General features: G+C 49.2%; 12 protein-coding genes, 2 tRNA genes and 1 pseudogene. 8 read left to right on the top strand and 7 right to left on the bottom strand.

Features of this window, described 5'->3' with window-relative positions; all coding sequences use genetic code 11:
* Positions 1-38: 38 nt before the first annotated feature.
* The 7 genes from HMPREF2626_RS04565 to HMPREF2626_RS04595 all read right to left on the bottom strand — a co-directional run bounded on the left by HMPREF2626_RS04565 (position 39) and on the right by HMPREF2626_RS04595 (position 3,245).
* A complete protein-coding gene (locus HMPREF2626_RS04565; protein ID WP_070618075.1) occupies positions 39-743 on the bottom strand; it encodes an aggregation-promoting factor in 705 nt (234 codons plus the stop codon).
* A gap of 370 nt (positions 744-1,113) precedes the next feature.
* Positions 1,114-1,554: a GNAT family N-acetyltransferase gene (locus HMPREF2626_RS04570; RefSeq protein ID WP_070618078.1), complete on the bottom strand. Its 441-nt coding sequence runs from the start codon at positions 1,552-1,554 to the stop codon at positions 1,114-1,116.
* Positions 1,555-1,679: 125 nt separating this feature from the next.
* On the bottom strand, positions 1,680-2,198 hold the full coding sequence (locus tag HMPREF2626_RS04575; protein WP_070618081.1) for a hypothetical protein: 519 nt from the start codon (positions 2,196-2,198) through the stop codon (positions 1,680-1,682).
* Positions 2,199-2,303: 105 nt separating this feature from the next.
* A tRNA-Gln gene (locus tag HMPREF2626_RS04580) sits at positions 2,304-2,375 on the bottom strand.
* 13 nt (positions 2,376-2,388) lie between these two features.
* Positions 2,389-2,469, bottom strand: a tRNA-Tyr gene (locus tag HMPREF2626_RS04585).
* Between the two features lie 85 nt (positions 2,470-2,554).
* Positions 2,555-2,932 carry a hypothetical protein gene (locus HMPREF2626_RS04590; protein WP_143236730.1) on the bottom strand — a complete coding sequence of 126 codons (378 nt, stop codon included), beginning with the start codon at positions 2,930-2,932 and terminating at the stop codon, positions 2,555-2,557.
* 94 nt (positions 2,933-3,026) lie between these two features.
* Positions 3,027-3,245 carry a hypothetical protein gene (locus tag HMPREF2626_RS04595; protein ID WP_070618087.1) on the bottom strand — a complete coding sequence of 73 codons (219 nt, stop codon included), beginning with the start codon at positions 3,243-3,245 and terminating at the stop codon, positions 3,027-3,029.
* Between the two features lie 256 nt (positions 3,246-3,501).
* On the opposite strand from HMPREF2626_RS04595, the gene cdaA reads away from it, so the two are divergent.
* From cdaA to HMPREF2626_RS04635, 8 genes and pseudogenes are all read left to right on the top strand, one after another.
* Positions 3,502-4,356, top strand: a complete 855-nt coding sequence (gene cdaA / locus HMPREF2626_RS04600) for a diadenylate cyclase CdaA (protein ID WP_070618091.1) — start codon at positions 3,502-3,504, stop codon at positions 4,354-4,356.
* On the top strand, positions 4,343-5,431 hold the full coding sequence (locus tag HMPREF2626_RS04605; RefSeq protein WP_070618094.1) for a CdaR family protein: 1,089 nt from the start codon (positions 4,343-4,345) through the stop codon (positions 5,429-5,431). Before cdaA ends, HMPREF2626_RS04605 begins: the two co-directional genes overlap by 14 nt.
* Positions 5,432-5,532: 101 nt before the next feature.
* Positions 5,533-6,897, top strand: a complete 1,365-nt coding sequence (gene glmM / locus HMPREF2626_RS04610; protein ID WP_070618097.1) for a phosphoglucosamine mutase — start codon at positions 5,533-5,535, stop codon at positions 6,895-6,897.
* A gap of 750 nt (positions 6,898-7,647) precedes the next feature.
* Positions 7,648-8,364, top strand: coding sequence for an orotidine-5'-phosphate decarboxylase (gene pyrF / locus HMPREF2626_RS04615; protein WP_070618099.1), 717 nt, complete (start codon positions 7,648-7,650; stop codon positions 8,362-8,364).
* Between the two features lie 32 nt (positions 8,365-8,396).
* Positions 8,397-9,038, top strand: a complete 642-nt coding sequence (gene pyrE / locus HMPREF2626_RS04620; RefSeq protein WP_070618102.1) for an orotate phosphoribosyltransferase — start codon at positions 8,397-8,399, stop codon at positions 9,036-9,038.
* 32 nt (positions 9,039-9,070) lie between these two features.
* Positions 9,071-10,312, top strand: a pseudogene (locus HMPREF2626_RS04625) (MFS transporter).
* A 571-nt stretch (positions 10,313-10,883) separates the two neighbouring features.
* Positions 10,884-11,804: a peptidase U32 family protein gene (locus HMPREF2626_RS04630; protein ID WP_070618105.1), complete on the top strand. Its 921-nt coding sequence runs from the start codon at positions 10,884-10,886 to the stop codon at positions 11,802-11,804.
* A 7-nt stretch (positions 11,805-11,811) separates the two neighbouring features.
* On the top strand, positions 11,812-13,077 hold the full coding sequence (locus HMPREF2626_RS04635; protein ID WP_210382792.1) for a peptidase U32 family protein: 1,266 nt from the start codon (positions 11,812-11,814) through the stop codon (positions 13,075-13,077).
* Positions 13,078-13,105 lie beyond the last annotated feature (28 nt).

The following is a 13,105-nucleotide window of genomic DNA, read 5'->3' on the forward strand; positions in this document are numbered from 1 at the left end:
ATCATCCGAGTCTAAGCGCCAAGTCTCACACCCTTTTTTTAATACCAACCGTTGTTGTTCCAGAAGGCTAGGGCGTTGTCCCATGAGCCGTAGCGGTTGGCTACGTATTGGTCAGCGACGCGTTCTTGGTTGGCTGGGGAGTGGTCGCCACCGAGGTAGCTAGCTGATAATTGGTAACGTCCGATGTATTGGCCGTTAGTTGCTGTGTAAGAACCGCCTGATTCGCGTTGGGCGATGATTTCTTTAGCGGATGAAGATGAGCCGGTGTAGTTTGAAGCGGCTGGTGCTGCTTGAGCAGGGGCTTCATAGCTGTAAGCTTGTTGTGAAGGTTGGGCAGCTGGTGCGTTAGCGTATGAACTTGCTTGGGCTTGTGGTTGAGCTGCAACTTGGTCATTGTTTTCAGCTTTTTGGCCTTCAGCTTTGACATTGTGGGCCTTACCGTCTTTGTCCACTTCGAAGGTTAATTTTTGGCCAGGTTCGATGAGGTTAGCGTTTTCGATGTCGTTGAGGTCAGCGATCGCATCAACATCAGCGTTTACGGCTGCTGCGATTACGTTTAGGGTGTCACCCCATTGAACAGTGTATTCTTTAGCATCGCCGTCAACAGCTTTAACGTCTGCTTGAACTTGTTCAACTGTACGAGCTACCCATTCAGCTGCTTGAACGTCTTGACCTTGAACCGCTTGGAAAGCGAAACCTGCGATTGCAACACTTGCTCCGAAAAGTACCTTGTTAAATTTCATTTGAGTAAATTCTCCTTTTTCATCTCTTTTTTATCTATATTCTTTCACTTCAGGCGAAGGCATCAGGGCCTTGCCTCGTCGACAAGAAATATCTTAGCACGGCCCCCAAAACAAAAAAAGCCCTCCGACCGACTTGTTAATCAGCCTTAACGCCTCTGTTAACAAGTCTGGAGCTTTTGAAATTTAGCTGAAAAAATGTAAAAATCCTGTAATAAAAAACCTCTTGAATTGTCTTTTGTTAAAAATTACATACCAAATTATGACAAAAAATCCTAAGAATCCTTAAAAGAAAAGCCAAGTTAGAGGAAATTTCCCATCAGAACAGGCTTTCCTTAACTTGGCTGCTTGTAAGAATTGTTATATTTCACCACTAAAGAGCCTTGTTAAAACAATAAACTGGCCGTTCCATGAAGTCGACCAGGTCTTCCTTGAACTGATAACCCACCTTACTATAAAGGTTTTTGTGTTGAGAGATCACATAGAGCTGGCTCTGACCTTGGCTCTTGGCTTCGAGTTCGATCAAGGAGACGAGATGATAGAAGATCCCTTGGCCACGGTAGTTCGGGTCAACATAGACGGCCGCTAGGAAGGGGCCATAGTCGAGGTCTGGCACAATATCCTCCTCTAAGAGCGAAGCAAAGGCCATCAAGCCTCCACTGACATCCGTCACCACTAAGACCATTTCACCCGCCTGGAGCGTCTGGTCCTCTAATTTCTCCGCCAGATAGCCTCCTCCTGGAAAGTCCACACCCTCCATGGCCTCCAGTAAAGACTCCGGCGCCTGGTCGCCTGGACGATAGATCGCTAACATGGTTATAACCCCTCTCTACATATTATAGTTTGACTCTAACACGCCTGGAAGCAAAAACAAAGCCTGCCAGCTTGGCGAAGAAATCATCCAAACTAACAGGCTGAAACAAAGACGGGGAATAAGGACTAAACCGCGCCCTGGTCCGCCAACTTCTTATAGGTATAGAAACAAATGCCGAAAAGAATCAGGTTTAAGACAATCACAATCGCGGCACCAATCCAACCCGCCATAGCGGAGAAGGCACCCAGACCCGCTAAGTGGGTCAGTAAGGCATTGACTAAGGGGATGGCCAAGCTAATGGCACAGGCAATGGTGAAGTTGGTCTTGGTCTGAGGATCAATCTGGAAGGCTCGTAACTTCTGCCATTCCTTATAGAAGAGATAAACCAAAACCACATATAATAGAAGATAGACCACATTCATGAGCCGGACAGGCATGGAATGAGAATAAGCGAAGGTTTGCCGCATCTGGTCCACCATCTCAGGGCCCAACATTTCAAATTGGCTGGCATCGAAAGCCTTAGACTGGAAGGATGAAATCGTGGTAATCAATTGGGAAATTGCATTAAAAATATTAATGACTAAGAAAAAGATAGCAAAACGTTTCAAGCGCCGGATCAGCACTTGGTCTTGGGATAATTCCATAAGGGACCACTCCTTTCTCGAGCTAACCTAAGTATAACAATTCTATTTAATAGAAACAATATTTTTTAAGACAAAAAAAGACCAGCTCAGAGCTGGTCATCTCAACTGGGGTAGCTGGATTCGAACCAACGCATAACAGAGTCAAAGTCTGTTGCCTTACCACTTGGCGATACCCCAATAATAATTGAAATGGTGGGAATAGGATTCGAACCTATGAACCCGAAGGAGCGGATTTACAGTCCGCCGCGTTTAGCCACTTCGCTATCCCACCCGACGAATCAATTTGATTTATCGTACTCAATTATAATAACATCTCAACCTGGGCTTGGCAAGACCTTTTTGATATTTTTTTCGGATTAATTCCTCTCTTGCATCCAATCATAGAAAAGATTGGCTAGGACAATCATAATAATTAAGGTTAGGGTCAACAGGCCAATCAGCTTAAAATCAGACCAAGTAATGGTGCCTATTTCAGTAAAGGGTTGAAAAGGTATCAGAGGAAAAGAAAGAATAGAAATACCAATAAGATACTGATAAAATTTCTTTTTACCCAAATCTTTACGTTTATCCAAAAACTGACCACTGACAAATAATGATAATAAGAAGGTTATTCTCGCTAGCCATTGAAACCACCAAGTAACTTCGGCCTGGCTAATCAAAAAATAAAAGTAAAGCAGCCAGGAAAGGCCTAGCAGCCCCTTCCATAGTGGCCAAAGCTGTTCTTTTCGCATCAAAGATTTCACACTCCCAAACATATGTTAAATTTATAGTGGTAATTACAGTTTAACATATGTTTGTTTTTTTACCATCGAATAAATAATACACTTCCTATCTCCGATTGGTCGGTTTCCCCCACTTGGCCTGGTATTTAGCCTTCTGATGAGCTTTAATTCGAGGCAAAATAATAGCTGTTACCGAAAAGAAAAGCCCCCAAGTTAGGTCTGTCCAAATAAAGGGCCATCCCGTCTCTTTAAAAATTCGAATGAAATAGACCGCAACAATCATGGTCAGGCTAAGTTTTAGGAAATCTTTTACTTGAATTTTCATTTCTCTTTGACACTCCTTTTCATGGATACGCTTTGATTTAATTTTAACAAAGCATTAAATAAAAACCAATTTTTCTTCTAGCTTCCTTTAATAGACCTAACTTCTATCAATAAAATCGATAATCTCTCCAGTCATTTTAAAGATTTCCTAAGCTTTATCCCAGAGCTCAAGGCGGGTTTAGGGGGCCGGGTATGCTATACTTAATAGGTAAGAATGCTTAGGGCATTCGTGAATTAGCTGATAAGGAGGCCTCGCCATGTCCTTTGACTGGTCATCTATTTTTACTTTCCAACACCTCTTCAATCTGATTGATATCCTGATTGTCTGGTTCCTCTGCTACCAATTGCTGAAGGTGATCCGACATACCAAGGCCATCAATATTTTGAATGGGATTTTTGTCTTTATTGTGATTAAGATCCTGAGTTCGGTCTTTCGTCTGGAGACGGTTGATTGGATCATGAACAGTATTATCCAGTGGTCCGTCGTTGGGGTCCTCATTATCTTCCAGCCTGAGATCCGGCGCGGTCTGGAACATTTGGGCCAGCGCCTCTTTACAGCTAAGAGGCAGCAGATGTATACCAATCCCATGGAGGAGATGGTGGAAGAGATTATTGACGCTTCCAAGTACATGGCCAAGCGGCGGATTGGGGCCCTGATCTCGATTGAGCAGGAACAGTCCCTAACCGAATTCGCCAAGACCGGGATCAGCCTGAACGCTGCGATCAGCTCCCAGCTCCTCATTAATATCTTCATCCCCAATACCCCCCTCCACGATGGGGCGGTCATTATCCAAGATGGAGAAATTACTTCAGCCGCCAGCTTCCTCCCCCTCTCAGAGAACCCCGATATCCCTAAGGAACTGGGGACCCGGCACCGGGCAGCAGTCGGCTTGAGCGAGCAGACCGATGCCATTACCGTTGTCGTCTCTGAAGAAACCGGGGGCATTTCCCTGACCTACCACGGCCGGATTATCCGCGACCTCTCAGAAGATGAGCTCCGCCAGAGCCTCCAAGATCACTTCATTGTGGCTGAAGAACATTCCGAAAGCAATATCCTGAGCCGCCTCTTCGCTAAAGAAGAGAAGGAAAGCGAGGCGCATGACGATGAATAAAATTTATGACAACAAGTGGTTGACACTCCTGGTCGCCCTCTTCCTCGCCTTGACCATGTTTGTCTTCGTTAAGGCCGAGCGCTACAATGATAATCCTATTTCTTTCTTCCAGAATGTGAGTGAGAATTCGACGGAAACTATCTCCAATGTTCCCGTCCACATCAAGGGCAATGTCCAAAACTACTATATTACAGGCCTACCCGAAACCGTGGACGTGGAGCTGTCGGGTCCAGCCAATCTCATCCAACAAACCCTGGAGGCTGAGAACTTCAAGGTAGTGACGGAAGATCTGGAACAGCTCGGGCCTGGCCAGCACTATATCAAGCTCCGCCTGGAAGGAATCTCTAAGGAATTACATTATAAACTCTCCCCTTCTAGCGTTAATATCACCATTGCGGAGCTCCAGACCCAGAATTATCCGATCGAGGTCCGGGTCAATAGTGATAAGCTCTCTCCCGACTATGCGGTCGGTAATGTGAGTGTCAACCCCCAAACCGTTACCCTGTCAGGCTCTGGCGACAAGCTCCAGCAGATCAGCCAGGTCTATGTCAATGTGGATATCCCGAGCGATGCCAGCGACTCCTATACCACTTCGGCCACGGTCCTGATCGCGGATAGCCAGGGGCAGATGCTGGATATCAGTGCCGATCCCAAGCAGGTGGAAGTCCAAGTCGATATCCAGTCCAATACCAATACCGTCCCCATCCAATTCGAAGCCGTCAATGGCCGACCTGACACCGACTATGAGATTGAGCCCCTGACCACCCATAACACGGTCCTCTCGGGTGACCCCGCCAGCATCCACCAGCTCAACCGGGTGATGGGCTATGTCGATGTCAGCCAGATTACCAAGGAAGAAGAAACCCAGGTGGACCTGGAATTGCCAGCAGGCGTATCCTCCATGGAACCGGCACAAGTCCGGGTCAAGGTTACACCCCACCGGCAAAACGCTGCCAACCGTCAAGAAGAAGCTGAAAGGAATTCTAGTTCAGCTAGCAGCCAGCGGTCCCAGGAGACCCGGTCGGCAGCTGGCCGCCAAAACGCCCCCAGCCAGGAACAAGACCCCTCTACTTAGACCTTTAAGTTATAACTTCACAGGCTGAAGCTTTCATGTTAAGATGACTTGTACAAAAGAAAAAATCCTCGAATAAACCAATATTAAGGAGATTATTCATTATGCGTAAATATTTTGGAACGGATGGTGTTCGCGGCGAAGCAAACCGCGAATTAACTCCAGAACTCGCCTTCAAATTAGGGCGTTGTGGGGGCTATGTCCTCCTCCAGCATGCCGGTGAACAGAGTGAAAATCCCCGTGTCCTCGTGGCGCGCGATCCACGAATCTCAGGGCAATTACTTGAACATGCCCTCATTTCCGGCCTCTTATCCGTTGGCATTGAAGTCTTCCAATTAGGCGTCATTTCAACCCCTGGGGTGGCCTACTTGACCCGGACAACCGGTGCCACAGCCGGCGTGATGATTTCAGCCAGCCACAACCCAGCTGCTGATAACGGCATTAAGTTCTTCGGTAGCGACGGCTTCAAGCTTTCTGACGACCAAGAATTAGAAATCGAAGCCCTCTTAGACCAGGAAGAAGATACGCTTCCACGGCCAAGTTCTGAAGGCCTGGGTACGGTGAGCGAGTACTTAGAGGGAGCGTCCAAGTACTTGGAATTCCTTGAATCAACAATTACCTCCTCGCTCGAAGGCATGAACGTTTGCATCGATGCGGCCAATGGAGCAACCTCGCCCCTAGTCAACCGTTTGTTTGCTGATCTTGAAACTAATTTTCAAACTATGGCCTCTTCGCCTAATGGTCTGAACATCAATGACGGCGTAGGTTCTACCCACCCTGAAGCTTTAGCCCAAATGGTTCGCGATAACCAAGCTGATGTTGGGATTGCCTTCGACGGTGACGGCGACCGCTGCCTAGCTGTAGACGAGAATGGTCGACTGATTGATGGCGACCACATCATGTTCATCTGCGGCAAGTACTTGAACGAGCGCGGGCGTTTGAAGGATAACACCATTGTTGCCACCGTCATGTCCAATCTCGGCTTCCACAAGGCGACAGAAGCTGCCGGCATCCAGGTTGAAACTACCAAGGTCGGCGACCGCTATGTGGTAGAAGCCATGCGCGAACACGGCTACAACCTGGGTGGCGAACAATCCGGCCATATTATCTTCATGGACCACAATACAACTGGAGATGGCCTCCTAACCGCTGTCCAACTACTCTTCGTCATGAAGCAAACCGGAAAGAAACTCTCCGAACTCGCTGACGAGATGCAGACCTATCCACAAATCCTGGTCAATGTCCGCGTCACCCGCCAAGGCCGTGAGGATGCCATGAAGTCCGAGACCGTTCAAGAAGTTATCCAAGCGGTTGAAGCCGACATGGGCGGCGATGGCCGGATCCTCGTCCGCCCAAGCGGTACCGAGAACCTCCTCCGCGTCATGGTCGAAGCCCAAACCGACGAACTCGCTGCCGACTATGCCAACCGGATCGCCGACCAAGTCCGCCAAGAATTTGGCGTTGAATAAGCAGAGTGTGACAAAAGTCGGGAGACTTGAATCACTGGAACAGGTTTTCGAAAGAATAGCTGTTTTTAAAGAGAAGCAAGACTTAAAGACTAGCTTTTCCAATAATAAAGCGAAATTCGTAAATTTTCACTCAAAGTAAACACTTCCCTTAGCAAGCGGCATCTTCTGATTGCTTATCTGGGGAAGTGTTTTTGTTTTATCTCAGCAAGCCACAATCCAAAGCCCCAAGTGAGGATTAGCATGGCTCAAGCCACACTTGAAAGACCCAATTGTGGGTTAAACGTCAGCAAACCACAGTCTAGCTCTCCGATTGTGGCTTGTAGCTGGAGTAGCCACAATTACGTCATGGGAGTGTGGCTTGACAGCGTTCAAATCACATTAGGGTCCCCCGAATGTGGCTTGCTAGGCCCCAGCATTCAAACAACAATGATATTTTTTATGATTTAAAAAATAATTTACCAGCCCTTGCTAGCTTATTTCATGTGAAGAAGATTTTTAATAATGGACCCGTTGAGGAATAGCCAGGCTTAAGTAATTTCAAAAACACAAGGGAGACTCTCTCGCACACATTTAATTAAAAAAATTACGAAAAAATCTTGACAAGCTTTCGATAGGGGGATATAATATTTGACAATTTGAGCAAAATTTTATTCGCATCCTTTATGCTTGGCGCCAAGCAGGGGGTCGGCACTTTGATTTTAATCAACGTGCTTTTTTTTGGGAAAAAATAGTTATTTTTGGAGGCTAAAAATGCAAAAAGACAAACCGATTATTGCCCTAGACTTCGATACAGTTGACAAGATGGAAGCTTTTATCCAAAAATTCGACGGCCAGGAACTAAACGTCAAGATTGGGATGGAGATGTACTATGCCAACGGTCCGGCCCTAGTGAAGCAACTCAAAGCGGCTGGCCACCACATCTTCCTTGACTTGAAGCTGCACGATATTCCAAACACGGTCCACCGCAGTATCCGCGCGCTGACGGAACTGGGCGTTGATATGCTAAATGTCCACGCTGCGGGTGGGGAAGAAATGATGCGCTGGGCTATGGATGCCATTGTGGAAGCCCAACCTGATCCTGACAAGCGCCCTCTCCTGATTGCGGTCACCCAATTGACTTCAACATCTGAAGCTGCCATGCAGGCCGAACAACTGACCCAAGCGACCATCGAAGAGAGTGTGGTCCACTATGCTCAACTCAGCCAAAAAGCAGGCCTCGACGGGGTTGTCTGCTCGCCCCTGGAATCCCGCCTGATTAAAGACCAAGTGGGTACTGACTTCATCACGGTCACGCCCGGCATCCGTCCTAGCAACTATCAGAGTCAACGGGAAGACCAAGAGCGGATCACTACGCCAGCCAAGGCTAAGGCGCTCGGCAGCGACTATATTGTTGTCGGCCGTCCTATCACCCAGTCTGCTGATCCAGTCCAAGCCTACCGCGACATCACTGCCGAATGGCAAGCCTAAACCGTCACCAGAATAGAAAAGGAGAATCTACCATGTCACAAGCCGAAAAAATTGCCCAAGCCCTCTTAGATATCCATGCCATCTCCCTTCGTCCCAACCAACCCTTTACTTGGACCAGTGGCCTCAAGTCTCCTATTTATTGCGATAACCGCCTGACGATTTCCCATCCTGAGGTTCGCCAGCTCCTCATCGACGGCTTCCTGGCGACGATTAAAGACAAGTGTTCGGATATCGAAGTGGTTGCCGGAACCGCAACTGCTGGTATCCCCCATGCCGCCTTTATCGCCCAAGCTCTCGACCTACCCATGATCTATGTCCGCGATAAAGCCAAGGGTCACGGTAAGCAAAATGCTATCGAAGGCGAATTCGAAAAAGGGGCCAAGGTTCTCATGGTTGAAGACTTGATTTCAACCGGCGGGTCAGTGATCCACGCAGCCCACCAAGTCCAAGAAGCAGGTGGCGAAGTCGTTGCTGCCCTAGCCATCTTCAACTACCTCCTCCCAGCCAGCCGCGAAGCTTTTGCCAAGGAAGACTTCCCCCTCTACACCCTATCGGACTTCAAAACTCTGATTCCGATCGCGGCCAAAGAAGATCCTGAAGTGGAAGCGGCCCGTGACGTGCTGGAGCAATGGTACCAAGACCCCCAAGCTTGGACCGCCAGCCACAGTGACTAGTCAGCCAGTGCTTTAATGAAGGAGGTCATCTTGTGAATCATCCCAATACCAACAGTCAACGCGCCCTCATCGCTGCTATCCTGGCTTCAGGAACCGACGACCTCAATGTCATGTTCCTAGCCTTCTCCATGTCGGCAATTATCGCCCAGCTCGGCATCAACGGCGCCCAAGCCGGACTCATTGCCACCATCACCAACCTCGGTATGCTGGTCGGAGGTCTAGTCTTCGGCGTCCTTGCTGACCGTTATAACCGCTTTAAGGTCTTCAAGTGGACCATCCTCCTCTTCTCTCTGGCTACGGGGCTCATCTTCTTCACTCCTAACCTCGGCTACCTCTACCTCATGCGCTTCCTAGCAGGCATGGGAGTTGGGGGCGAATACGGTGTCGCCATTGCTATTATGGCCAGTATCGTTCCCGCCCAGAAGATGGGACGGGTCAGTTCCCTCAACGGGATCGCCGGTCAGATTGGTTCCATTCTTTCTGCCCTGCTCGCCGGTTTTATCGCTCCCCTCTTCGGCTGACGCGGCCTCTTCCTCTTCGGCCTCCTGCCCGTCCTGCTTGTGATTTGGATGATCTTTGCTATCGATGACCAGCAAGTCTTTGCGGACACCCAGGCCCGCCAACAAAAGCAAACTGCAGCCCAACAGCCTTCGATCAAGGAACTCTTCCAGACAGCTGAGCTCAGCCGGCAGACCCTGGGACTCATGCTGATGACCACCGTTCAAATCGCTGGCTACTTCGGGATGATGAACTGGCTGCCGACCATTATGCAGGAAGCCAGCGGTGTCAGTGTGAAGGATTCTTCAACTTGGATGATTGCGACCATTATTGGGATGTGCCTAGGCATGTTCACCTTCGGCCGCTTGCTTGACGCTCGGGGACCCCGCCTGGCCTATACTACTTTCCTCAGCCTGTCTGCCCTGTCCGTCTACCTCTTCACCTTTGCCCGGACACCGCTCACTATGATTCTCGGCGGCGCCATCGTCGGTTTCTTCGTCAACGGCATGTTCGCCGGCTACGGGGCCATGATTACCCGCCTCTATCCCGACCACATTGCTTCGATTGCTAACAACGTCATCCTCAATGTGGGCCGGGCAGTAGGCGGCTTCTCCTCGGTAGTTATCGGTTGGCTGCTCGACGTCTCCTCCGTCCCCATGGTCATGCTCTTCCTAGCCAGCCTCTACTTAATCAGCTTGGCCACCATGCTCAGCCTCCCTAATCTCAAGGCTGAAAATTACCAGCGCCCACTCCAACAACTCGCCCATAACCATTAATGGGAAATTAAACAAGTTTCACTCTCTCCTTAACAAATACAAGCAAAAAAAGTCCTAGACAACTTTTAGCCAAGTCGTCCAGGACTTTTTTACTTCTCAATTCTATTAAGGCTCATATTCAAAAGCGAAACGGATGCTTCCAGCACCGTATAATAAGCCAGCTTGTTTCATTTTCTAATATTGCTGATTAGTAATTTAAATGTAAATTTCATATCAGCTAATTTTGAGCAGGAGTGGAGCTTTGAATTTGATCGTTAGCCGTGACCAAGCAAGCGATGTGAATTAGGGATAGTAGGCGTCAGCCGTACTAGCCCTTTGAAGCTCGCTAGGTGAGGGACCTTGGCCCGACCGGTGCTCACGGCTCTTTAACGATCAAATTCAAAAGCGGAATAGATGCTTCTAGCACCCTTATAATAAATAAGCCGTCTTGTTTTTTCATAACAATTACCCTTTAAAATAGACTTGCTTACTAAGATTCCCCCAACTTTTACCGAAAAGCCTAGACTTTTATTGCTTTTGAACTTACAATGTAGAAATGTGTACTATAATGAAGAAAGAGGGAAAGAGACGAATGATTAAATTGATTGCGACAGCTGAATCCTTGAGCCAAGGTCAGGCCCTGTTGGAAGCCGGCGTCGACTATCTCGTCATTGGCGAAAGCAGCTACGGCCTCCGCTTGCCGGGATATTTTGACCGGGAAGAAATGGCTGAAATGATCCGCATCACGCACCAAGCAGGCAAAGAGGTGATTGTCGCAGCCAATGCTATCCTCCACAATGACAAGATTGACCGGGCCCGCGACTATCTGAGCCAGATCAAGGCCATGAATGCTGATTTACTCATGGTTGGCGACACCGGTCTGATCCAAATCCTCAAAGAAGAGGCCTACCGCATGCCTTATATCTACGATGCCTCTGTCCTTGTGACCAGCCCAGGCCAGGTTAACTTCTGGGCCCAGTACGGTGCGGTCGGCGCCCTGGTTGCCCGGGAAGTTCCCTATGTCGAACTGACTGAGATGGCCCGGGATGCCAAGATTCCACTTATGGTCCAAACTTACGGCGCCTCCTGCATCCACCAGAGCGGTCGCATGCTCCTCGACAACTACTTTAACTTTGTCGGCAAGGACAAGACCGAAGTTGCCGAACACGAGCTCTTCCTCTCCGAACCTAAGAAGGATGAGACCCATTATTCCATCTATGAAGATGACCACGGCACCCATATCTTCGCCAACAACGACTTGGACCTTATGATGTACCTAAACGACCTCCAAAAAGCTGGCATCCAACACTGGTATGCAGACGGCATTTACTGCCCAGGCCAAGCCTTCGTTGAGATTAACCGACTTTTCGCCCAGGCCCGCGATGCCATTGAAGCGGGCCAATGGAACGATGCCTACGCCCTCCAGCTCGACCAAAAAGTGCGCGAACTTCATCCAGATAACCGCGAGCTTTCGACCGGCTTCTTCCTCTTCGACAAGGATACCGTCCAATAAGCGTTAAATTAGAAAGGAAATCAGTGTGACACAAAGTGAATTAAAACGTCCCGAGCTCTTAGCACCAGCCGGGACCCTTGAAAAATTAAAGATTGCTATCCACTATGGCGCCGATGCCTGCTATATCGGTGGCGAGGCTTACGGCTTGAGAAGCCGGGCCGGCAACTTCGACTTCGATGAGATGCAAGAAGCCGTGGATTATGCCCACAAGCATAATGCCAAGGTTTATGTGGCCTCTAACATGGTCACCCATGTCGGCGATGAAGAGGGGGCTGGCGAATTCTTCCGCACCATCCGCGATATCGGAATTGACGCGGTGATTATCTCCGACCCTGCCCTCATGCAGATTTGCGCCAGCGACGCGCCAGGCCTGGAAATGCACCTGTCAACCCAGCAATCTGCCGTCAATTATGAAACCTTGAACTTCTGGGAAGATGCCGGTCTCACCCGCTGTGTACTGGGCCGGGAAGTCTCCATGGCCGAAGTCGCTGAAATTCGGCAAAAAACCAATGTCGAAATTGAAGCCTTCGTCCACGGCGCCATGTGTATCTCTTATTCGGGCCGCTGTACCCTCTCCAACCACATGGCCCACCGTGATGCTAACCGGGGCGGCTGCTGCCAATCCTGTCGTTGGCAGTATGGCCTCTATGACATGCCCAAGCTCGGTGACCGCTACATGGTCGGCAAGGGCGAAGAAGGCACGGATATCGATGAACCTTTTGCCATGTCAGCCGTTGACCTCTCCATGATCAACCATATTCCTGACATCATCCAGAACGGCATCGACTCCTTAAAGGTTGAAGGCCGGATGAAGTCCATCCACTATGTCTCAACCGTCATCAATGTCTACCGCAAGGCTATCGATTCTTATCTGGAAGACCCCGATAACTACCAGGTCCAACAAGAATGGATCGACGAACTCTGGAAGTCTGCCCAACGTGAACTAGCCACCGGTTTCTACTATGGCCGCCCAACTGAGAACGAACAACTCTTCGGCAAGCGCCGCCGGATCCCCCGCTACCAATTCGTTGGCGAAGTCCTAGACTATGACCCAGACAGCCAAATCGCCACCATCCAACAGCGGAACAACTTTGGCGTCGGCGACCTCATCGAATTCTACGGCCCCGGCATGCGCCACTTCCAACAAGAACTCACTGCCATGCGCGACGAAGACGGCCAAGCCATCGACCGCGCCCCCCACGCCATGCAAATCATCAGCATGAAAGTCAACCAGCCCGTCAAAGCCCACGACATGATCCGAAAAGAAAGATAAGGGTGTGAGCAAAGGCGGTTAGAAAGGG

Source organism: Aerococcus sp. HMSC062A02 (genome assembly GCF_001809535.1).
In the GTDB taxonomy this organism is placed as follows: domain Bacteria; phylum Bacillota; class Bacilli; order Lactobacillales; family Aerococcaceae; genus Aerococcus.